This window comes from Rhizobium sp. BK602 (assembly GCF_014195095.1).
Lineage (GTDB): Bacteria > Pseudomonadota > Alphaproteobacteria > Rhizobiales > Rhizobiaceae > Rhizobium.
In genome coordinates this window covers 485,598-505,258 of record NZ_JACIBC010000002.1, presented here as the reverse complement: position 1 = coordinate 505,258, position 19,661 = coordinate 485,598, and the positions used below count along the sequence as shown (strand labels likewise).

The following is a 19,661-nucleotide window of genomic DNA, read 5'->3' as shown; positions in this document are numbered from 1 at the left end:
GCTGAGTGGTTGGTAGCGTCAGGCCGGCCAGGAGATGGCGGCATAAGCCACATTGGCGGCATCAGCATCCGCGGCGGCGGTAATCTGTGCCTTCGCCCCCAGCCGCACGGCCTCGATGGCGCTGCCGATCGCCTGCCATTGCCGGAAGGCGGCATCGACGATGGCTGCGACGCCGGCGATATCCTCGGCGGTGATCCCGACCTCGGCGCTGAGCAGCGGATAATCGGCAGCGTCCGGGTCGGTCGCAGCGAGATAGCGCGAGGCCTCGGCCGCCTTCTGCTGATAGGTCATCGACTGCCCGACGCCGGGCGTGATGTATTTGAGACGTTCGGCCTCGGCCTCCGCATCCACCAGGCTGCGCAGGCGATCCTTGAGCTGCGCCAAGGTTTCGGTAGCCGGCTGCAGCGCCGCGTCGCATTCCGCCTGATATTGCTCCAGGGTCAGCTCCGCGGCGCCCGCCGGCAAGACGTAGCCTTCGCCAAAGCTCACCGCATCGTTGAGCGTCTGCTTGAAATAGATCATGGGATGGGCCTCACTCGTGAAGGGCGAAAATCAGCGGGTCCATGACGTTCACCGGACCAATGGCAGTTTCCTTGAGGACCAGGAGCTGGACCGTGTAGGTCTTTGTCGGATCGAGACCCGTGAACCGGGCGCGCAGACTGATCGGCGTCTGAAAGCTGTTCATGTTGACGCAGCCGAGATAGTCGCTGGTCTCGACGATGGTCGCCCCATCAAGCAAGCGCAATTTGCCCGACATATTGACCAGGGATGCCCCGGTATTTTTGAAGGCACAATAGGATGTGCAATCCAGATAGCGCGTGCCGGTGACCGTAATCGTCTGGGCCGCCGTCAGCGTGTTCACCGCAAGATCCGCCAGCGCGATATTCGGCGTGAAGGCCCGCGTCATCCGCGCCGCCTTCGGCGTCATCCGCGTGAAATAATAGACCGGGTTGAGCAGCAGAAATCTGCCGCCGTAATAAAGCAGATCCATCGCCTGGCCGATCTGCCCCTCGCCGGCCGCCGTCAGCGTGCCGTCGAGATAGCCGATCTGCACGACCCCGAGACCGTTGACATTGATCGTCATGCTGTCCGTGCTCGGGCCCGCGCTCGGCACGACGCGCAGGAACAGACCGTCGGCATAGGCGGCCGGCGCCGGCGCGAGCGTGACCGTCAGCGCATTGACCGTGCCGGCGGCGACGGCATAGACGAGCTTGCCGTTCTGGATCGCCTTCGCAACCTGCGTCAGATCGTCCTCGTCCGGCGTCATGCCGGCGTAACTGATCAAGGCCGCAAGTTCGCGTTGCGGGTCCTCGATCGCGGCCGCCGGTACGGCCGATCCTTTCACCGCCGCGGCGGAATTGCGGTCGACATAAGATGCGTCCGGATCGGTCGATCCGTACGGTGCCTGATATTCCATGGTGACCTCGTGATGAGCCTAGAGGGTTCCGGAGATGAGAAGATTGCCGTCGCTGTCGGTCAGGGCGTTCCCCTCGCCATCGGTCAGGATGACGATGATTTGCAGCAGCGGCAGGGTCCATGCCGGCGCCAGGCGGCGCAGGATGCAGATGAGCCGTTCGCCGTCGCCGAAGGTGAAGAGCGGATCGAAACCGCACTCGCTCTCGCCGCAGCGGAAATAATCGATGGCGACGCTGTAGGTCCTGACGATCCAGTAGCATTCCTGCCTGACGTCGCCGACCGTGTGCTCGCCGCCGCATTCCGAGAAGCCGCATTCGAAGATGGCCGGCTCCTCGATCTCGATGACGAAGCCATAGGTCGCGGCGATGCGGATGAAATCGCCCGGCGTGATGATCGCCTGCGAAGCGACCTTCGTCTCCAGCGCGCGCAGCCGCTCGGCAATGCTGGTTTCGCCGGTGACGCAATTGTCCGGGAGACCATATTCGGCCTCCCATTCCGGCAGCAGTTCGTCCACGCCCTTGACGCTGGCGTTGCGGGCCAGCGTCCAGATGCGCTGATAAAGCCACTCGAAGCTGTCGACCAGCACGCGGGTGAATTTCGCAAGCGGATGCGCCAGCGAAACCGCCTGCCCGTCTGGAGACCCCCAGGCCGGCCCCGGCGGCCAGATGGAGAGGGCGGTGCCGATCAGGTCGTCATTGCTCGGATTGGCCAGCGCGTCATAGGGCGCAGCGACCGTGACTGTCTCGCCGGCGTCGGACGCCAGCGAGGTCACGGTATTCAGGCCGGGATCACGCGCCATAGGTGATCGTCCCCAGCGTCGGAAACTGGCCGTCGGTCAGAACGATATCGGCGGATGGCTGCACCAGCACGTGTCGATCCTCGCCGGACACGCCGGAAATCGCCTCGTCGATCCACGCCTTCCAGAGTATGAAAGTGTTGCCGGGAATGCCGGGGCGGCATTTCGCCAGAAACATGGCGGAGATGGCGGCCGCGATCGCGGCGCGGATCTCCGGCGTATCGCCCGACAGGCTGTCGATGGTGATATCGACCGGCCGCGCGGTCGGCGCGACGACGACACTGTCGTCGACGCGGATCAGCCGCTTGGCATCCACCGCCGCCTGGACGACGGCGACATCGGCCGGCAGGGGAATATAGTTCGTGCGCCCCTCGAACAGGAAGAAGACGAACAGCGTTCCCGGCGACAGCGTGCCGCGAAAGGCCCATGCCGCCTTGACGCCGGAGACCTCGAGCACGATCCGCTCGTAATCGGTCAGCGTGCCGCCACCGGGCGGATTGCGCTTGCGGTGCAAGCCCCGCGCCCTCAAGCTTTCATAGCTCTCGATATCGGCACCACCGCCGAGGCCGCCAGAGGCGACTGTCCAGCTCGTGCCGAGATCCGGATAAAGCACCGGGTCTGCCAGCGCCAGCAGGCCGTCCGCATCGCGGTTGGCGGCCGAGCCCTTGCTCTCCGATGTCACGGAAAGCGTGATCGCCCCATCCGCATCCGAGGTAGCCGGTTCGTCCGAAAGATAGGTGACGCTTCCGGAGATCAGGCGGATGCCCTCCGGATAGGTCGTCAGGGCCGCGCCGGTCCCGGTCACCGATCCCGAAGCGGCCGACGCTTGCTTGCGATAGATGCCGACATCCGAGCAAAGCAGTACAAGGAATTGCCCCGTCGCCGACGAGATGAATATCTGCTTGACGAGATAAGCGATGCGCAGCTCGAATTCATGCGCCAGCGCCGCAACCACCTTGCCGGTGATGGTGACGAAATTGTTTGCAAGCGCACTGTCCGTGCCGGGCAGATATTTCCGGAAAGCGCCACGGACGCGAGCCGAGGCCTCATCCAGCGAGCGGATGGTCCACGCCATCGATCTGCCTCCACAAGAGTTCGAATTGATTGTCGTAGACCCGGCGGCCGTCGCGCCCGTAGAGCGAGACCTCGTAGCTCACCCGGTTGCCCGGACGGTCGACCTCGACTGTGACATCGATGCGGACGACCGCGCCGACATCGAGCAGAGGCTGCAGCGCCTCGCGCACATAGGCCTCGACCTTGACCTCGATACCGTCATAGATGGCCGAACGCCGCAGCAGCCAGAGGCGAGAGCCGAGCGGCTGTTCGCCGGCCGCCATGTCGAAGCTGTCGCCGACCCAGCCGCGGTTTTCGTCGCCGTCGCGAAGCTCGCTCGGATCGACGCGGCGATCGGTCATCAGATAGATCAGGACCTGCGTCGCAAGCCCCTGCTCGGCGCGGAAATCGCCCGGCGCATCCGCATGGGTGAGCGGATTGATGACGAAATAACCGACCTCACCATCCCAGCCGAGATCCGGCGCGCGATAGGGATCTTCGTCGCCTTCAATGGGTATGATCTTCAGCATCAGGATCTCGCCGCAACGTCCTCAGATGGAAGCTCCCACCAGCAAACCGGATCACAGAAGCCGTCTTCGCCAGTTTGATGATCAATGGAGGCCCAGTGTCCGACGTGACTAATCCCGGTCTCGTGATCTCGCCATTCACGTGCATCCCACCAGCAGATAAGCCAATTTTGATACGGATGCGCCGGATCATACCCAAGGAAGACGCCGCCATCCTTCGGCGCGGTTTCGATGGGATTGCCGGGCCAAATGATTTTCCCGTTCATACGATCCTCCTCGATCAGGCTCCGCCGTCGCCATCACCGTCCGTGATGGAACCGGAAGCATTCAGGTTACCGTTGACTGTGACATTGCCGTTGATGGTCACGTCGCCGTTGATCGTCCAGGTTCCTGCGGTGAAGGTCGCCGTCTTCGACTGGAAATCGAAGATCGCTTCGCTGTTGACCAGCTTGATGATGCTGCCACTCGAGTCGTAAATGGCAGTCGCGCCGCCCGGCAGGCCGGCCGGCCGGTGCGACGGATGCTCGCCGCCCAAGAGATAGGCCTGGTCCGGATCGCCGTTCGGCGACAGCAGCAGCGCCTTGGCGCCCTTGACCGGGTTCGACATGAAGCCATGCGGCTCGATGCGATGAATGTCCGTATAGGCGTCGTTATAGAGCCCCCGGCCGCCCATGAACTGCTGGCCGTTGCGCTCCTTGAACGACCCGTCAAGCTCGATCCGGTAACCGCTCATTGCTCTTCGAAATCCACATCGTTGGCCAGCGGCGCCGCATAGGCCTTGGCGGTCTTGCCGCGCGGGTTCTCGCCACCGAGCGCGCGCGGGTCGGCAAGCTCCAGCGTCGCGGTCGTGCCGCCCGAGCTGCCATCCTGGTTGAGCGTCACGCTCTTGATGATCATCATCCCGTCGATCCCGATCCAGTCGTCCTTGACCGGCACCAGCCAGTTGCGTGTCCATATCCGCCCGGCAGAATCGCGCCAGCCGGACACGGTGATGGAGGCCGTCGTGCCGTTGCCGGCGCCGCGCTTCAGGTGCCAGCCCGCCCGCTTCTTCATCCGATCCGTCGTCGTCTCGCCCTCATGACGGACGATCATCAGGCGCCGACGGGAAACGCCCTTGTCCTTCGCGCGCGCCTCGGCGCGCAATTGCTGCCGGCCGACGCCGTCGCTCGACTGTCCCCGCACACGGACTTCGGAATAGCGGCCGCGGCCGGTCAGATGCGAACTGGCGCTCAGGATATTGACGCCGAAGGTCAGACCGCCGGAATGCGTGCCTTCCGGCTTCGTCGCCAGCTTGAGCTTGCCTTTCGGCGTGTCGTGGATCAGCACGCCGCGCCCGCGCGCCCGCTTCTCGATCGAGTGAAACAGGCTGTCGCCGGGGGTCAGCTTGTGCCGTGGCTCGACCGGCAGGCTGCCGTCATCCTCGATGCCGATGTCATTGTCGTCGAGGTCGCGGGCGATACCGGCGAGCGACTTGCCCATGATCTCCCCGGTCGAGTGATCGGCCGAGCACTCGACGGCATCCACCGTGCGCGACACGATCGTCACGGAGAGCGAGCGCTCGCCGGAATCGTGCGATGGTTCGACATCCCTGACATAACCGGTCAGCAACAGGTCATCGCCGGCCTTGATCGTAGTTTTCTGATCGGGCACGACGCCGACGCTATCGCCGACCGGCACGAGCACGACGCGCGCCGTGCGCACCGCTTCCTCGGCCGACATGGTGATCGAAATCTCCTTGTGCGGCGGCAAGCCCTCGATCGTCACATTTTCGAGCATCGTCGATCTCAGGAGGCGAGCGCGTCGAACAGGGTCGGCATGACCAGCGGCGTCGCCGAGCCGGCAACATCGACGAGATCGGCGGCGCGGGCAGCGTCGCCATAGAGCTGATAGGCGAGCACGGTCGAGGGCAGCGACACGCCGGTCTGCACCTTGACGATCGGCACGGCATTGGCCGCGATATCCGAGATCAGCCGGCAGGCGACATCGATGATGGACGACAGCCAGGAATAGAGATCGGCGCCATCGCCGCCCATGGCGGAGGCGACGGCAAGCCCGTCGCTGCCGGCGCTGGCGATGCGGCTGCGCGCCTTGCGCGCCTGCGGCCGCGCCCGCCAATCCACCCGGCACCCGCCGATGGCAAGCCCGAGCGCGACCAGAACGGTCATGGCGTCACGCGTGTCGCCAGCCGCGACCGTATCGGGAATGACGATCCTGTCGAAACCGGCGGCATCCGTCACACTCTCGGCAATCACCCGCATGATATCGAGCGCCTCGGCGGCGAAGTCGGACGCGCCGAGATCGGCCGCATCAGTGATGCGCCCCGCCGTATCCGCCAGATCGTCGTCATCCGTGACGATCGCGGCACAGAGATCCGCAAGCCACGACAGGATCGTGCCCTTGTCTGCCGCCATGGTGGATAATCCTTAAAACAGGCTGGCGAAGGCCGCTGCGACCGACGATACGCCGGTCGCGACGGCGGCCGAGACATCGCCGATCGACAATGCCGCGACCGGCATGTCTCCGGCCGGAATGAAGGTGACGTCGAAGGCGATATAGCCGGTGCGATCCCGCTCGCGCGTGCGGCGGAAACCCTGCGCATGCGCCATGCGGCCGCCATCCATCGGCATGATCAGCATGCCCGCCCCCGCCAGATCGCAGGCCTGCTGCAGGGCGAGCGCCTTGATGTCGGCGGTATCGCTGGTCAGGTAGGCCGTGACGTCATGCTTCTTCGTGGCCTTGCCGAGATCCTCGACCAGCGTCACCTCGCCGCCGGCATATTCATGCTCAGCCAGCCGACGGCCGCCGGAGAGGTCCTCGCTCTCGACGAAGAACGGCACGCCGCGAAAGCTTGCCGGCAGAAGTGTTTTTCGCCAGTCACGCATCGCCATCAGCGCGGTCCTCCATTGGAATTGCCGCCCGGCCCTGCCGCAGCAAAGGTATTGCTCCGGCCGGTATCGGCGTTGACCGGAGGCCTGAACATGGCGCCGATCGCAGCGCCCGGATTAGGAGCCTTAATCTGTACCGCATTCAGCCGATCTGCTGCTTCGACGATGGCTCGGGCCGCCGCAAGGAGGGACGCCGCCGCGCTTTCACCGCCGCTCTTGATCGAATCCCCGGCCTGCTTGCCGCTATCCGCCATCGCCCGACCAGCATCATCGGCCGTCTGCTTGAGATCAGATGCATCCACCTTGAAAGGCAGCTCATCCTTGGAGGGATGCTCGCCAGGGCCACCGCCTGGTGACGTACCCATGTCGATGCGCAAGGCATTGCGCCATTCGTCCTTCGACGGAACCCGAAAGAACCGTCTTGCCTTATAGGCAGCGGGGTCATTGTCCGGCATGGCGGCACGCTGCTCAGCGATAGCCTTTCGTTCGGCGATCGATGGCAGCGCAGGTGCGCCATTCAGAAAGCTGTCGAGCGACGCTGCGCGATCGCTGCCGTCGTTCGCTGGCGCCAATCGGACTGCTTCAGGCTTCGGCGTCAATTGCCAAGCCCGAAGCACCGAACCTTTAACGCCATCCCACATTCCAGGCACGGCCGTTTGTACCCGGCCGTAATATCGCTTCAGGAATTCAGGATCGTTATAGCCGCCGGCATAGGCGAGATCATCCCTCGTATCGAGGCGGATCGGCATATATCGCTGCGCCCCAGTCCAGCCGAACATATCCTTGCCGCGGCCGATAGCTTCGCCGAAGTCGAAGTCCTTATTGAGTGAGCGGATCATGCCATTCGCCGTCGGCAGCATCATGCTGCCGAACTTGACCGACATCTCGTTCCAGTTGTTCTGGAGAACCGCCATCTGCGAGTTGAAGGTCTTCATTCTGGCTTCGAACACCTTGTCGATGCTGTTCGACGCCACCTTCGTCTGCTGATTGGCAATCGCCAGATTGCGCTTCACCTCATCGGTTCCAGCCACAAGCCGCATGATCTCATCGTCGAAGCCCTCGCCGAGCAACCCGCCGAGCAGGCTCGCCCGTTTCTGATTGCTCATCTTTTCAAGACGGCCGAGGAAGAAGGAAAGCTTTTGGTCGCCAGATAGTTTGGAAAATTTCTTCAGATCGCCGACGATACCAACCAGGGCGGCCCTCGACTTTTTCGACAGGTTTTCCGGCGCGATCAGCTTCGACGTTACGGTATCCATCGCGCGGGCGGCGACATCGGATGGCATCTTCAGGTTCAGCATCGCCGCGCCATAGGCGGCGATCTGCTGCGGTGTCATTCCGAAATTCTTGAGCGATGCGCCGGCACGATCGACGAAATCGGCGATATCCTTCTCATCCGAGATGCCGCTGTCGGCAAGATCGTTGATCAGCGACGCATAAGCCTTCATCTGGTTGAGAGGAATGCCCATGCCCTTGTTGAAGCCGGCAAAGAAGTTTGCCGCATTCTCGGCGGAAGTATCCCAAGCATCGGCAACCTTGACCGACAGGGCGGCAAAGTCCTTGATCTCGTTCATCGGGATGCCGGCCGCCGCGCCCCGCTCGAAGCCCTTCGCGATTTCCTCGATCGGCACGGGGATTTCCCGGCCAAGCTCGAAGATCTGATCCTGGAAGCTGCGCATCTGCTTTTCCGTCGCGCCGCTCTTCTTCTGGATATCAACCAGGCTTTGCTCGAAATTTCCGGCAGCCTTGGTCGCGTAGATCAACCCGCCCGCCACGGCCGCAGGCGCCGCATAGCGGCCCGCCGTCGCCATCATGTCGTCGCTCATGCTTCCGGCGACGAGCGCCATACGGCTGGACGTCCTGGCGAAGACGCCATTGCGGCGACTGAAGGAGCTTGCCGAACGCTCCACCTCGTTGACGCGCTTTTGAAACTGCGCACCAGTCCTATTGAAGGTCGCGACCTGCTTGTTGAACTGCGAAATCTGCTTCTCGACACCACCCATCCGAGTAGCAAGCGAGCGGAACGCCGGACCGGTATTGTCCTTGCCGTTGATATCCAGCTCGGCCTTGATCTTGCGATTTGCCACAGGTCAGCGTCCCAGTTTGGAAAGGATGAAATCGAGTTCGTGGGCAAAGCGAGGGAGAAGGCTCTGCTCGATCAGCTTGGCGAGAATGTCGAGATAGATGTCCGGATGGTTGCCAATCGCGTGCGCGGGGTTCGGGCCGAAGAGTTCCCGGATCTGTTCCTTGTAGGGATTGCTCGACATTCGTGTGCCTGGCACACGACGAAAGACACCGACATGCCCGCTCTTCATGGCCGCGATAAATGCATGCCGGTACGACCCGCGAAGGTTTACATAGGCGCCGCTGGCGGTCTGCACGGCACCAAGACGCTGCAGCGGCATCCACCCAGACTCGACGGTGACCTTCGACGTGCTGCCGCCGGCATTGAATGCTGCCGTGGTCAGCGACGCCACCACCTGCTTCGGCAGCTTCACATGGCTGGCATTGCGATCAACGATCCGCGTCCGGGCCATTTGCGACATACGCGACATGGCGCGGCGCATGGCCTTGGCCTTGATCTCGCCCGGCACCTTCGCAATGGCGCGATGAAGCTGTACGAGATCGCGGTCGTCGATCTTCAGATCAGAAAACATTATCTACCATTTCGCTCAAAATGATCGACGCCGCGACGCGCCCAATAGGCGATCTCGGGAAGCGTCATGCCGTGGATTTGCGCGACCGGCCACCCGAGCCGGAAGACGAGCGTGTCGACGGTTTCTTCGATTCCGTCGTAACCAGAAAAAAACCGCAGACTTCGCGCTCCAGCGCCAAGCTATCCACCGGGTTCAACTGGGAGATACATTCATATCCGGGCTCGACGATGATCTTTTGCAGATATGCATCGACCACCTCCGGAAAGGTGAGCAAAACCGCCCTGCCATTTCCTGTGGGCTGCCAGTCCTGCGGCTTGCCGAGCCCATCCATATAAATTTCCTTATATGTCGGCTCACGCAGCGTGATCTTGCCGAACGTCTTGTCATGCGCGGTATAGCTCTTCGAGAGCGGAACGACGGTCTGGGTCATCAGCCGTCCGTCCTGCTATATTTCTCGGCGGAGATGCTGAGACCGGCGATCTCGCCATTCTGGCGGTTGATCTGGGGATCGCCGACCATGAAGGCGTCGGTGAAATAATGGGTGACGCCGGAAAAATCCTCGATGAAGGTGACGTTGAAGCGGCCGGATCGCATCAGCGCATCGAGATCGAGACCGCGATCGGCGAAGTTCAGCTCGGCGCGCGCCGGCTGAACCGTGCCTATCCTGTCGACGGAGCCATCCTGATTGGCCTGCGCCTCGATCGAGATCCGCGACGGGTTCATATTGAGCGTGCCGCGCAACGAAAACGTCGCGCCGGTCGAAAGGCGGACATTGATGATGCCGCCGAAATCCTTGCCTGCCATGTTGGAAATCTCCTGTTGAGGCGAGCCTTATGCCGCGTTCGCGAACTGGCTGTAGGCGGTGGCGAGACCCGCGAGGATGTCGAGCGGGTTGACGAAATCGAGCGGCAGCGAGACGTTGACGCGGTTGGCGTTGTCGCTGTCGCGCGTGACCACCAGGTTGGCGAGCGCGGTCTCGGAATTCTCCAGGACGCCGGCCATCTGCTGGTAGCTGTGGAACAGCGTCGCCTTGATATCCGCGACGGTCGAGATCGACGCGAGGTTCGACGGATTGCTGTCGGCGATCGCCTTGTTCGAATGCTCGGCGGCGAGATCGGCGCGGAACTTCTTCAGCGCATAGGTGAGCTGATAGATCTTCTGGACATCCCGGAAGGTCGTATCCGGCGCGCCGTTCGTCGTCTGCTGCTGGGTGATGATCTTGTCGATCAGCACATTGCCGCTGCGGTCGATCTTCCAGGTCGAGACGCTATTTTTCAGGAGCGCGTCGCGCGTGGCGTAATCCATCCAGTAGTTGCGGTCGCGCGGCGCCGAAAGGTTCTGCACCACAAGACCGCTCTGGTTGCGCGAGACGTCGCCGTTGGAACCGCCGCCCGCCCAGGGAGCGATCCGCGCGACAAAACCGGCCACCCAGAGATAATCCGGCTCGGCGAAGCCGCCGGCGGAGAAGCGCGGGATCATCGTCAGGTGCCAACTATCCTTGGCGAGCGCCTTCGTCACCAGGTTGGAGGATGTATCCGTCGCGGGATAGAAGGCGTGTCCGTAAAGCTGCTGGGCATAGGACCAGCGGCCGGATACGGTATTCAGGAACGTATCCAGCAGCGTCAGATTGGCGGTATCGCCGAAGGCCGAGACGATCATCTCGAAGGGATCGTCGTTCATCGCCGCAAGGACGTCGCTCAGATCCGGCACGCCGGCGCCGGCGACGCTGGTGGCGAAGGTCAGCACGCCATCGAAGGCGTTCACGGTGTCGAGGGTCGGGATATAGATGTCGAGGCCGGATGCATAGGCGCCCTTGTGCCGGGCCGTGATCGTCACGACATTGGTCGCCACCGTGGCGGTGAAGGGCAGCGACATGCCGGTCAGGCTGTCGTAATAGCTGTTGATGGCGGCGGCGAGCGCGGCCGCGACGGCATTGGCCGTGTCGCCGGCGTTGATCTGCAGCGATACGGTCTTGCCGGCGATCTGCACAACGCCCTGACCGCCGGCGGCGGGAACCGCACCCACGGTAATGGTCCGCTGTTCCGCCGTACCGGTATCGGCGACGCGGCCGAGCCAGATTTCCTGCGACGGGGCGTTGGCCCGAGAAACCAGGAACATCGCCTCCAGCATGGAGCCGGCGCCAGCCAGATTGCGCGCATCCGTCTTGGTGTTGCAGATGGCGATAGCGCCCTCGGCAAGCGAGCCGGCAGCAAGTCCGTGAGCCAGGATGATCAGGCGGTTTTCGTTCTCGAAGGCGCCGCCGCTCGTCACGTCGAAGGTGAAGATCGGAGCCGTCAGGTTCGACGGGATGTTGGACGTCATGATTGGTCACCTCCGGTATCGCCGCCCTGCCCCTTCTTCGAGGATGCGGCGGTTGCTGCGGGTTTGAGGACGAGATCGCCATCCTGCTTCAGGCGGCGCTCGTAGGGGCTGAGCGGATTGATCGGCCGTCCGTCGGCAGGCCAGTCGCCGGCATTGCCGGGCATGGGAATGCGCGCACCGTCGCGCGGCACGTAAATGTCGTCGGGCATGACAGGCTCCAATGTCAGGGCGAAAGATCGTCCGATCCCGATGTCACCGGACCGGTGGTGATACGAACCTGCTGCAACTGCGGCAGAAGTTCGGGATCGAAATGGGCGGCAAGAACGCCGAGCTTTTCCTTCGCGTAGGAATCGTCCGGCAGGGCCTCGTAGAGCGACTTGATCGGCTCCGGCAGCCCGCCGGCCGTCATGTCGAAATCGTCGTCGCGGATCTCGCAATGCATGCGGATCGTGACGCGATGCCAGCGCAGGCCCAGTTCCGGCACGGCGAAGGTCTTGTAATCCGTGTCCGTGATCTGCCGGACCAGCCGCCGCCACAAGCCGCCGGCCTGGCTGCGTTCCAGCAGCCTCCGCACCTGCGCGCAGAGCGCCGCCAGCACGAGGCGGGCTTCGGGATCGGCGCTTGCCAGGGCGTCGGCATAGGTCACGCCATTGTCCGTGGCTGAGACCGCCAGTTCGGCGACGATCTCCAGGACCGCTTCCGCCTCGGTATCATCTGCGGCGGCATGAGGGCCGCGCAGCTTGACGCCGCTTTCCGGCGTGTAGAGCGACAGGACGGGCGTATAGGGTCCGTCCTGATCGAGGTCTTCCAGCGCGACGGCGCGGCTGTCATAGACGCGATACCCGGCAAGCGTCGGATAGGGTCCACTTTCCTGCACCGCCGTCGGCGACAATATCTCGATCGCGGACAGGCGAAGGGCTTCGGCCGCAAGCATCAGGCTCTCACCAGCAAAAAGGCAGGACGCACCGTGCCGTCGGGAAGAATGGAGGCGATGCGCCAGGTGTCGTTTCCAACGATGAAGAAATCGCCGCGCACAGGCTTGTAGGGCCAGCCGCCCGTATGCGCCGTCAGGACGGCATCGTAGGAAACCGTATCGCTGCGATTGCCCGCGTCGCCGGGATCGGGAGACAGATGCCGCCAGACCTTCGTCGACGGCGGCCCCAGTTCCAGCGTGCCCATGAAGTCAAAGGCCGCACGCTCCGGATCGTTCTGCTCGGAATGATTGACCGAACGACCATTGGAGCGACCATTGGTGCGAGGCTGAAGCCGGCAGGGCGTGACGTCGAAGACGTCGGCGCAGGTCTCCTCCATGCCTGCCAGAGCGGAAGTCCAGTCCATGATTATAATGGCCTCAGATCAGCAGGGAGAGGGAATGAGGCGGCGGCATGCGCCGCCCCAGGAATGATCAGGCCGCCTTGGCGCGCTGAAGCATCTCGGGCCGGGTGCAGATGAACAGCGGATAGCTGTAGTTCTCGACACGGTCCCATTCGTCGCGACCGGACGGATCGGACAGAAGCAGGCCGACCACCGGCTGGCCCGGCCTGTTGAGGCCAGACTTGAACTCGCTGGCCGGTGCCCAACCCACCTGGAAGGCGCCGCGAACGCCGATCGGGAAAAAGCGGGCCTTGTCGGTGCCGATGGCGATGGTCGAACCGTCATCCGTGCCGCGATAGTTGATGAAGGTGATATTCTCGATCTCGATGGCGGAGTAGCCCTCGATGTCTTCCAGCATCGCCGCGCGGTTGGTGCTGATCTTGGTCTCCTTGATCTGCGGATGGTTCACCAGCAAGTCGAAAAAGGTGTCGCCGACCAGGGCGCCGATGCGCGCTGACGGGCTCCATGCGCCCTTCCCCGCCCTCTGCATGACGCGACCTACATCGCGGCACTTCTTGCGGACGTCGGTATCGGCATTGTCGAGCTCGAAATCGATCTCGGCCGGCTCTGCGATGCCCCATTCCGAATACCAGTCGCGCAGCACCGTCGTGCCATCGGCATCGAGGACGCGGCCCTGGATGGCGCCGAAACGCATATGCTCCCAGGTCAGCTCCATATCCTCCATGATCTTCGCCTGCCGTTCGGCCACCTCCCGCGTAATGTCGCGCGTCTGCTGATCGAAGGGAAGCGCCAGCACCTCGGCGATGGAGATCATGTAGATGGTCGAACCCTTTGCGAGACGAACGGCCTGGAAGGCACGGACATTGGCGCCGGTCGGGATCAGCTCTGCCGGCGCAGCGCCGTTCTCAGAGGTCGGGATCAGGTTCAGCACGCCGTTGCGGTCGGCGATCGCGATCATGCGCGAGCGGGAATAGATCGGCTCGAACAGGTTGAGGGAGCCGAGCAGCTGCGGACGGAAGTCGACACGCTCGACGACTTCCTCCTGAAACTCGACGACGCCGAAGGCGTTCTGGTTGAAGATATCTACGACAAGTGCCATGGATCGCGCCCCTCCTATCGGGCGATGATGCCCAGCGCGGCCAGGGAGGCGAGCGCGGCGGTTTTCTGGGGATCGGTGATGCCTTCCGGCCAGGTCAGCATGTCGACCTGCACCTCGCTGTCGCGGGCCGTATAGGTACGGCGAACGTCGGCGGAGGTTGCGTCGCATCCTTCGAAGAGGATGGCGACCGCGTGCTGGGAACCGTCGACCGCGGACGGAGCGAACGGCTTCAGCTTTTCAGTCCCGGCCGCAACGGTGATATCGAAGCCGTCGCCGGCGATGAAGGCCGTGCCGCCGGCAGTCGTCGTGAAGGCGAGATCGTTGGCATTCGCGACACCATTGGCGCCTTCACCGATCTCGAAACCATCCGGATCGACCAGCGACCATGTGGTTGCGGCGGTGAATCGCAGCTTATAGACGCCGACTTTCGCGCCATCGAGCAGCGTCACAGCGGAGATGGTGCCGTTGCCGGTATTGCCGCCGGCCTTGGCGGCTGCGGTTGCGGTTCCAAGTACCGCCTTGCCGAGCACCGTGCCGGCCTTCAGCACACCGGCACCGCTGGCGATGATGCCGACCTCGCGGGAGCGAAAGCCGTTGGCCTCGGAGACGATATAGCTCGCCGCGGTATGGCGATCGTCGGAAAGAATGATGGTCATGACGCTGCCTCCTTACTTGCGGCGCTTGTTGGTGCGATCGACCGCCTCGGCCAGGATCGCCCGGCTGGCGGCCTTCTTGTCGGCATCCTGTCCGGCTTCCGGCGTGGCGAGGCCCGCCGCGGCAAGACGACGGGCGGCGTAGCTGCCCCACTGGCCATCGGCCGCCGGCTTCTGCTCCTGCGTGCTGGCCTTCGGAGATTTGGAAAGAGCGGCGAGCGCCGCTTCCGGCGTCATGTCGGTATCGAAGGCGAAATGTTCCGCCAGGGCTTCTCGGCCTTTCGCTTCCTCGCTGCCGGTGATGGCCTTGATGCGGGCTTTTGCGTCCGCGCCGGCCTTGGTGGCGGCTTCCGCCACGGCCTTTTCATGTTCGGCGGCATTTGCGTCCGCCGCAGTGTTATCCGTCGGCATGGATTTCTCCTTCGATTGACGGGGTTCGGCCGCGGCGGACGCCGGAGCCTTCTGACGAGCCTCGGAATGAGACCAGTTTTTCTTGCTGGAAAGCGCAACCAGGCGATCCGGCGCATGCGCATAGACGCGATAATCATGCGCGGCGGCAGTCTTCGACTTGTTGTCGTTGACCGCCGTGGCATAGCCACGCTCGACAGCCTCGTCGGCGTCGAGCCAGAGCTCTTCCTTCATGTCGGCGCGGATATCGTCGGGATCTTCGCCGCTGACGTCGGCATAGATGCCGACCATGTTGACGGCGTATTTCTCCAGCGTCGCGGCCATCTTCTCCATGTCGGAGGCAGTACCCCAGACGACATTGGCCGGATCATGGATCATCAGCATCGCGCCCTTGCGCATGATGCGCTCCTCGCCGGCCATCGCGATGATGGACGCGCTGGAAGCGGCGAGCGCGTCGACGATGACGGTCACCTTGCCCTTATGGGCGGAGAGCGCATTGAAGATGGCGATGCCGTCGTCGATGTAGCCGCCGCCGGAATTGATGCGCACGGTCAGATCCGCATCGCGGCCGATCTCCGCGAGCGCATCGATAACCTCGCGCGAGGTGAAGCCGACATCCCAGAAGCTGTCGCCGACGAACCCGTACAGCACGAGTTCGCCATTCACGAGAAGTGACATGAATCGATCCTTTCAGCAGTCCCAGCGGATGCCCTTTGCGTAGCGCCGGCGCTTGCCGCCGTTCTTCTTCGAGCAGGCGTCAGCCAGCCGGTTCAGCTCGTCATCGAGATCGGCCATGCTGACGCTGGCGATCTGGATGCGGCGCTGCCCGACGGGCGAGCGGATTTCCGTCTCGGTCACCTGCTCGCCGGCAAGACGACGCACTTTGACGGCATAGAGCGCCTGATAAAGTGCGCAGGGATCGGCCGTATCGACGGCAACGCCGTTGATGGTGACCATGTTCATTGCGATGCCCCTCCGGTTTTCGACCCTTCGTCCGCGATGACCGGATCACTCGGCATGCCGCGCTCGAAGGGCGACGGCATGCCGGCGTCGACGTAACGCTGGTGCTCCAGCATCCGCTGCTCGAAGACCTCTTCCGGATCGAGCCCCAGCTCGGCACATTCGTGCGCCAGCGTAGTCGTGCCGTTGACGATCCGTTCGCTCGATGCCTTCGCGGATTTCTGATCGTCGGCGGTCGGCTTCGCCGGACCCTGCCACAGCGCCCAGCAGACGCGGTCACGATTGGCTGCAAAAGCCTCATAGCCGCCCTTGAAAGGAATGCGGCCGGTGTAGATATCCTCGTCGAGCAGGTTCTCGTAGGCAAGCTGGTAATGCGGCGCGGCGATGCGGTCGCGCCGGCGCTGCACCACTGGCCAGATCGACGACGTCTCCATGCGAACCGCAGAATAGGTCGCGTCGCTGTGGTCCATCGTCAGGCCGCCGAGGGTGATACCCATCGCCCGCGCCGTGTCGCGCGACAGGCTGGTCGAGAACGGCATGTATTCGCCACCCGGCACGCTGGCCGAGCGAAAGTTCAGCTCCTCGCCCGGCGCCAGATGCGACACGGTGGGATCGGCGCCGATGCTGATGCGGCTTTCCATCGCCCGGTCCATCCGCGCCTTCAGATAATCCGCGAAATCGCCGACAAAGGCCGCGCCAGCATCCGGAGCCGCCTCCTTCAGCACCTCCAACGCCTCGAACGCATCGGCGCTCGGCGCATCGCTGGTCAACGTGACGGCATAGAGCGTCTGCAGGATGAAGGTCTGCAGCGTCGCGTCATCCAGCATCTCATGCTGGATGTAGCGACGGAAGGTCGGGGCCAGCAGCGATATGCCACGCACGTCGGTCGCGTCCATCGGATCGAAGATATGCTCGATCAGCGATTGCCCAAGGGCATCCCGCACCGGCATATCCTCGGTGACCGTCATGCCGTCGCGCCGCCAGCGGAAACGGTAAGCGTCGGCGCGGCCGTTGGCATCATGGAACACGCCCTGATAGAGCCCGAGCGCCTCCTGTGTGTCGCGCACCAGCCGCGTCGGCGGCACCATCAGCATCTTCGTGCTGGTGCCGATTCCGTAGCGCCGCTGGTCGGCATCGCTCATATGCGCGATCATCGGCAGGCTTTCGCCGAAGGCGATCCAGTAGCGCAGCCCGATATCCGCCATCTGCGGGATCGTCAGCTTGCCGCGAAAATCGCATTCGGCCCTGTTCCAGGCCCATTGCTTCCAGCGCCGCTTGACGAGAGCGATCCAGTCGCGGCGCTCGGCATCATTATATCCCAGCGCCGACAGGTCAGGCTGCGGGTTCAACGTCAGTTCCACGCCGACGGTATCGGCGATGATCTGATCGCAAGCCCCCTTCAGCCGGCCGGAATTCTGGATCATGTCCATCGCCAGCGCGGCGGTCCGATCCCACACCCGTCGGATTTCGTCACGATGCTCGCGAAGCACGGTCTGACGCGTGGCGATGACGCCGGAGCGGGTATCGCGCAGATAGGCCTGCGTTTTCGGCGGCTGAACCGGCTGCGCCGGAGCGAATGCCGATCGCATCCTACCCAGGATCGAGCCGATCAATTGCGATTGAGCCATCGGTTTGTTTTCTCTGCCGGCTTGGTCGGCTGTTTTTTCGGGGGGGCCGGCGCCGCGACGGCGAACAGCCCCTCTTCGAAATCGAGCTGCGCCTCCTGAGGCGCTGCCTCGCGCTCGGCTTCGAGCCTGTCCCAGATCGCTTCAGGAAGATCGCGAATCCCGTAGAGGATCGCGGCGGCCTCCGCCTGATTCATCGTGTCCAGCATTTCGTTGGCTTGCGTCTTTTCTTTTTCCCACTTGTATTCCGTGAAGCCATCCTTTCGCTTCTTCGGAACACGACGCTCGGCCGTGAGCTGCTGGTAATAATCGTCGTCCAGCCCGGTCGGGAAAGCGACGTAGCCCCGCTCCAACGGGTCCAGTTTTGCGACATTGCGATAGAGCGCCATTTTGAGGACGCTGGCATTGAAGTTATAGAAGCGCTTGGCGTACTTCAGCAGCTTGCCGGTCTTATGGTTTCGCTCTTTCTTGACGCGCTGCGTCAGGGGAGCGCTGTCCGTATTGCTGCCGCGGACCATGATGACTTTTGCCGCTGGATGACGCCGAGCCCATTCCCAGACATCTTCGGTCCAAGCGTTACCGTCGATCGCAATCTTGTCGGCGCAGAGCTTCCGCCTGTAGCTATTCGGCCAGGTCTGCAGCAGCATGGCGTCGAGCCGATCCTGACATGCCTTGTCGGAAATATGGCCCGGAATGCGGCCACAATCGACGACAGCTCTGCGAAGATCCCTGCCCCAGGCGATAGCCTGCCATTCAACACGGTCATCCTGGCAGTCGATACCGATCGTGACGATGAAGAATCCGGCAGGGATATGGCCCTTCTGATAATCCGAGTTCGCGCCGCGATCGCGCAGTGTCTCCCATGGCGGAGCCTCGCCTGACGTGACATAGGCCTTGCCGACCGTGTCGTTCAGGAATGTCTGCTCGGATGCCGGATCACCTTTCGCATTCAGCCATTCGCGAGCAATTCGCTCCCACGACTGCAGCACCGAATAGGCCGACCAGATGTAGAATGACCGATGCTGGCGCTTGGCCTTGGGATTATGCGCCCGAAACTCCAGGCGCTGCATCATCTCGGAGCGTTGATGCTCCTCGATCAGGCCGCCGCATTCGACACAGGAAAAGCACGCATTCTCCGGCCTGTCCTCATCGAGGTTCGCCAGCATGTTTTCCCATTCCAGCACCTGGAAATGGTCGCAATGCGGGCACGGCACATAGGGATATTCCTGACTGCCGTCCTCGAAATTCCGGGTGATCCTGCACCCCGGCATGACGAGCGGGGTCGATATCTTCAGGATCTTGGCAAACTCATGAGCACGCGACCGGCTGTCGGCCTGCGTTTCCGGATCGCCACCGGCATTGACTTCCCATTTTGACAAGTCGTCCTGGACCTGTCGCTTCATCGTCACCTGGGAAAGCGACGCCGGCGAATTCGCGCCGGAGATCTGGATGGCGCCGCGGCCGTCGACGCGCTCCTTGTAAAGTACGCTGTCGAGGCCATCCCGGTTTTTCATCGGGAAGAGCTTCGACAAGGCCGTCGTGTTGCGCAGCATCGGCGCAAGCTTCATCTTCGACCAGCGCTGGGCGTTATTCTCTGTCGGATGGACGTAGAGAAAATCGCCTGGGTCCATTTCGATGGACCCGCAGGTGAAGATGTTGGCGACGACCGTCTTGCCGATCTGCGCCGAGGCGCGCACCGAGGCCGTGCGGCACGGATCGTCAGGCGACAGCGCCCTCAGAACCTCGTCGAAATATGGGAAGAGATTCCGATTGTAATGACCCGGAAAGGGGCTTTCACGCTCCGAGAAGACGATGTTGTCTTCGGCCCAGGCCAGGTAGTCGACCTCGGGCGGCGGCTGCAGGATCTCCGCCAGGACATCGTAGCTGATGCGCCGGGAATTGGCTGTCTCAACAATGACAGACGTCAT

The 19,661-nt window shown here is 63.0% G+C and carries 24 protein-coding genes; all 24 read right to left on the bottom strand.

Translation table 11 applies throughout. From position 1 onward, the window contains the following. Nucleotides 1-18 precede the first annotated feature (18 nt). Nucleotides 19-522: a hypothetical protein gene (locus FHX11_RS07970; RefSeq protein ID WP_184356777.1), complete on the bottom strand. Its 504-nt coding sequence runs from the start codon at nucleotides 520-522 to the stop codon at nucleotides 19-21. 10 nt (nucleotides 523-532) lie between these two features. Continuing rightward, a complete protein-coding gene (locus tag FHX11_RS07965) occupies nucleotides 533-1,417 on the bottom strand; it encodes a hypothetical protein (protein WP_184356775.1) in 885 nt (294 codons plus the stop codon). Nucleotides 1,418-1,435: 18 nt separating this feature from the next. Beyond that, complete coding sequence (locus FHX11_RS07960) at nucleotides 1,436-2,215, bottom strand: putative phage tail protein (protein WP_184356773.1); 780 nt, start codon at nucleotides 2,213-2,215, stop codon at nucleotides 1,436-1,438. Then, complete coding sequence (locus tag FHX11_RS07955) at nucleotides 2,205-3,287, bottom strand: baseplate J/gp47 family protein (RefSeq protein ID WP_184356771.1); 1,083 nt, start codon at nucleotides 3,285-3,287, stop codon at nucleotides 2,205-2,207. The genes FHX11_RS07960 and FHX11_RS07955 overlap by 11 nt, the downstream gene beginning before the upstream one ends. Beyond that, a complete protein-coding gene (locus FHX11_RS07950; RefSeq protein WP_184356769.1) occupies nucleotides 3,259-3,795 on the bottom strand; it encodes a phage GP46 family protein in 537 nt (178 codons plus the stop codon). Before FHX11_RS07950 ends, FHX11_RS07955 begins: the two co-directional genes overlap by 29 nt. After that, nucleotides 3,795-4,058: a hypothetical protein gene (locus FHX11_RS07945; RefSeq protein ID WP_184356767.1), complete on the bottom strand. Its 264-nt coding sequence runs from the start codon at nucleotides 4,056-4,058 to the stop codon at nucleotides 3,795-3,797. The genes FHX11_RS07950 and FHX11_RS07945 overlap by 1 nt, the downstream gene beginning before the upstream one ends. Nucleotides 4,059-4,072: 14 nt before the next feature. Continuing rightward, complete coding sequence (locus FHX11_RS07940) at nucleotides 4,073-4,525, bottom strand: phage baseplate assembly protein (RefSeq protein ID WP_184356765.1); 453 nt, start codon at nucleotides 4,523-4,525, stop codon at nucleotides 4,073-4,075. Then, nucleotides 4,522-5,568, bottom strand: coding sequence for a hypothetical protein (locus FHX11_RS07935; protein WP_184356763.1), 1,047 nt, complete (start codon nucleotides 5,566-5,568; stop codon nucleotides 4,522-4,524). The genes FHX11_RS07940 and FHX11_RS07935 overlap by 4 nt, the downstream gene beginning before the upstream one ends. A gap of 8 nt (nucleotides 5,569-5,576) precedes the next feature. Next, on the bottom strand, nucleotides 5,577-6,203 hold the full coding sequence (locus tag FHX11_RS07930) for a hypothetical protein (protein ID WP_184356761.1): 627 nt from the start codon (nucleotides 6,201-6,203) through the stop codon (nucleotides 5,577-5,579). 12 nt (nucleotides 6,204-6,215) lie between these two features. Beyond that, nucleotides 6,216-6,680 carry a DNA circularization N-terminal domain-containing protein gene (locus tag FHX11_RS07925; protein WP_184356759.1) on the bottom strand — a complete coding sequence of 155 codons (465 nt, stop codon included), beginning with the start codon at nucleotides 6,678-6,680 and terminating at the stop codon, nucleotides 6,216-6,218. Continuing rightward, complete coding sequence (locus FHX11_RS07920) at nucleotides 6,680-8,761, bottom strand: phage tail tape measure protein (RefSeq protein ID WP_184356757.1); 2,082 nt, start codon at nucleotides 8,759-8,761, stop codon at nucleotides 6,680-6,682. The genes FHX11_RS07925 and FHX11_RS07920 overlap by 1 nt, the downstream gene beginning before the upstream one ends. A 3-nt stretch (nucleotides 8,762-8,764) precedes the next feature. Beyond that, nucleotides 8,765-9,331 (bottom strand): hypothetical protein, encoded by a 567-nt coding sequence (locus FHX11_RS07915; RefSeq protein ID WP_184356755.1) that lies wholly within the window; start codon nucleotides 9,329-9,331, stop codon nucleotides 8,765-8,767. A 64-nt stretch (nucleotides 9,332-9,395) separates the two neighbouring features. Further along, nucleotides 9,396-9,761, bottom strand: coding sequence for a hypothetical protein (locus FHX11_RS07910; RefSeq protein WP_184356753.1), 366 nt, complete (start codon nucleotides 9,759-9,761; stop codon nucleotides 9,396-9,398). Continuing rightward, the gene (locus FHX11_RS07905) at nucleotides 9,761-10,135 is read right to left on the bottom strand and encodes a phage tail tube protein (protein ID WP_184356751.1); all 375 of its coding nucleotides are present in this window, start codon (nucleotides 10,133-10,135) and stop codon (nucleotides 9,761-9,763) included. The genes FHX11_RS07910 and FHX11_RS07905 overlap by 1 nt, the downstream gene beginning before the upstream one ends. A gap of 27 nt (nucleotides 10,136-10,162) precedes the next feature. Then, nucleotides 10,163-11,653, bottom strand: a complete 1,491-nt coding sequence (locus FHX11_RS07900) for a phage tail sheath subtilisin-like domain-containing protein (protein WP_184356749.1) — start codon at nucleotides 11,651-11,653, stop codon at nucleotides 10,163-10,165. Continuing rightward, complete coding sequence (locus tag FHX11_RS07895) at nucleotides 11,650-11,862, bottom strand: hypothetical protein (RefSeq protein ID WP_184356748.1); 213 nt, start codon at nucleotides 11,860-11,862, stop codon at nucleotides 11,650-11,652. The genes FHX11_RS07900 and FHX11_RS07895 overlap by 4 nt, the downstream gene beginning before the upstream one ends. 14 nt (nucleotides 11,863-11,876) lie before the next feature. Continuing rightward, entirely contained in the window at nucleotides 11,877-12,587 is a 711-nt protein-coding gene (locus tag FHX11_RS07890) for a hypothetical protein (protein ID WP_184356746.1), read from the bottom strand. After that, entirely contained in the window at nucleotides 12,587-12,991 is a 405-nt protein-coding gene (locus FHX11_RS07885) for a hypothetical protein (RefSeq protein WP_184356744.1), read from the bottom strand. Before FHX11_RS07885 ends, FHX11_RS07890 begins: the two co-directional genes overlap by 1 nt. A 67-nt stretch (nucleotides 12,992-13,058) precedes the next feature. Continuing rightward, complete coding sequence (locus FHX11_RS07880) at nucleotides 13,059-14,087, bottom strand: major capsid protein (RefSeq protein WP_184356742.1); 1,029 nt, start codon at nucleotides 14,085-14,087, stop codon at nucleotides 13,059-13,061. A gap of 14 nt (nucleotides 14,088-14,101) precedes the next feature. Beyond that, nucleotides 14,102-14,743: a head decoration protein gene (locus FHX11_RS07875; protein WP_184356740.1), complete on the bottom strand. Its 642-nt coding sequence runs from the start codon at nucleotides 14,741-14,743 to the stop codon at nucleotides 14,102-14,104. Between the two features lie 12 nt (nucleotides 14,744-14,755). Further along, nucleotides 14,756-15,826 (bottom strand): head maturation protease, ClpP-related, encoded by a 1,071-nt coding sequence (locus FHX11_RS07870; protein WP_184356738.1) that lies wholly within the window; start codon nucleotides 15,824-15,826, stop codon nucleotides 14,756-14,758. Nucleotides 15,827-15,838: 12 nt separating this feature from the next. Further along, nucleotides 15,839-16,111, bottom strand: a complete 273-nt coding sequence (locus FHX11_RS07865) for a hypothetical protein (protein WP_184356736.1) — start codon at nucleotides 16,109-16,111, stop codon at nucleotides 15,839-15,841. Continuing rightward, a complete protein-coding gene (locus FHX11_RS07860) occupies nucleotides 16,108-17,736 on the bottom strand; it encodes a phage portal protein (RefSeq protein ID WP_210292364.1) in 1,629 nt (542 codons plus the stop codon). The genes FHX11_RS07865 and FHX11_RS07860 overlap by 4 nt, the downstream gene beginning before the upstream one ends. After that, on the bottom strand, nucleotides 17,718-19,661 hold the full coding sequence (locus tag FHX11_RS07855) for a terminase gpA endonuclease subunit (RefSeq protein WP_184356734.1): 1,944 nt from the start codon (nucleotides 19,659-19,661) through the stop codon (nucleotides 17,718-17,720). Before FHX11_RS07855 ends, FHX11_RS07860 begins: the two co-directional genes overlap by 19 nt.

Bases quoted from the DNA above. Each gene is read 5' to 3' on its own strand.
- FHX11_RS07970 (WP_184356777.1), bottom strand. From the start codon at position 522: ATGATCTATTTCAAGCAGACGCTCAACGATGCGGTGAGCTTTGGCGAA.
- FHX11_RS07965 (WP_184356775.1), bottom strand. From the start codon at position 1,417: ATGGAATATCAGGCACCGTACGGATCGACCGATCCGGACGCATCTTAT.
- FHX11_RS07960 (WP_184356773.1), bottom strand. From the start codon at position 2,215: ATGGCGCGTGATCCCGGCCTGAATACCGTGACCTCGCTGGCGTCCGAC.
- FHX11_RS07955 (WP_184356771.1), bottom strand. From the start codon at position 3,287: ATGGCGTGGACCATCCGCTCGCTGGATGAGGCCTCGGCTCGCGTCCGT.
- FHX11_RS07950 (WP_184356769.1), bottom strand. From the start codon at position 3,795: ATGCTGAAGATCATACCCATTGAAGGCGACGAAGATCCCTATCGCGCG.
- FHX11_RS07945 (WP_184356767.1), bottom strand. From the start codon at position 4,058: ATGAACGGGAAAATCATTTGGCCCGGCAATCCCATCGAAACCGCGCCG.
- FHX11_RS07940 (WP_184356765.1), bottom strand. From the start codon at position 4,525: ATGAGCGGTTACCGGATCGAGCTTGACGGGTCGTTCAAGGAGCGCAAC.
- FHX11_RS07935 (WP_184356763.1), bottom strand. From the start codon at position 5,568: ATGCTCGAAAATGTGACGATCGAGGGCTTGCCGCCGCACAAGGAGATT.
- FHX11_RS07930 (WP_184356761.1), bottom strand. From the start codon at position 6,203: ATGGCGGCAGACAAGGGCACGATCCTGTCGTGGCTTGCGGATCTCTGT.
- FHX11_RS07925 (WP_184356759.1), bottom strand. From the start codon at position 6,680: ATGGCGATGCGTGACTGGCGAAAAACACTTCTGCCGGCAAGCTTTCGC.
- FHX11_RS07915 (WP_184356755.1), bottom strand. From the start codon at position 9,331: ATGTTTTCTGATCTGAAGATCGACGACCGCGATCTCGTACAGCTTCAT.
- FHX11_RS07910 (WP_184356753.1), bottom strand. From the start codon at position 9,761: ATGACCCAGACCGTCGTTCCGCTCTCGAAGAGCTATACCGCGCATGAC.
- FHX11_RS07905 (WP_184356751.1), bottom strand. From the start codon at position 10,135: ATGGCAGGCAAGGATTTCGGCGGCATCATCAATGTCCGCCTTTCGACC.
- FHX11_RS07900 (WP_184356749.1), bottom strand. From the start codon at position 11,653: ATGACGTCCAACATCCCGTCGAACCTGACGGCTCCGATCTTCACCTTC.
- FHX11_RS07895 (WP_184356748.1), bottom strand. From the start codon at position 11,862: ATGCCCGACGACATTTACGTGCCGCGCGACGGTGCGCGCATTCCCATG.
- FHX11_RS07890 (WP_184356746.1), bottom strand. From the start codon at position 12,587: ATGCTTGCGGCCGAAGCCCTTCGCCTGTCCGCGATCGAGATATTGTCG.
- FHX11_RS07885 (WP_184356744.1), bottom strand. From the start codon at position 12,991: ATGGACTGGACTTCCGCTCTGGCAGGCATGGAGGAGACCTGCGCCGAC.
- FHX11_RS07880 (WP_184356742.1), bottom strand. From the start codon at position 14,087: ATGGCACTTGTCGTAGATATCTTCAACCAGAACGCCTTCGGCGTCGTC.
- FHX11_RS07875 (WP_184356740.1), bottom strand. From the start codon at position 14,743: ATGACCATCATTCTTTCCGACGATCGCCATACCGCGGCGAGCTATATC.
- FHX11_RS07870 (WP_184356738.1), bottom strand. From the start codon at position 15,826: ATGTCACTTCTCGTGAATGGCGAACTCGTGCTGTACGGGTTCGTCGGC.
- FHX11_RS07865 (WP_184356736.1), bottom strand. From the start codon at position 16,111: ATGAACATGGTCACCATCAACGGCGTTGCCGTCGATACGGCCGATCCC.
- FHX11_RS07860 (WP_210292364.1), bottom strand. From the start codon at position 17,736: ATGGCTCAATCGCAATTGATCGGCTCGATCCTGGGTAGGATGCGATCG.
- FHX11_RS07855 (WP_184356734.1), bottom strand. From the start codon at position 19,661: ATGACGTCTGTCATTGTTGAGACAGCCAATTCCCGGCGCATCAGCTAC.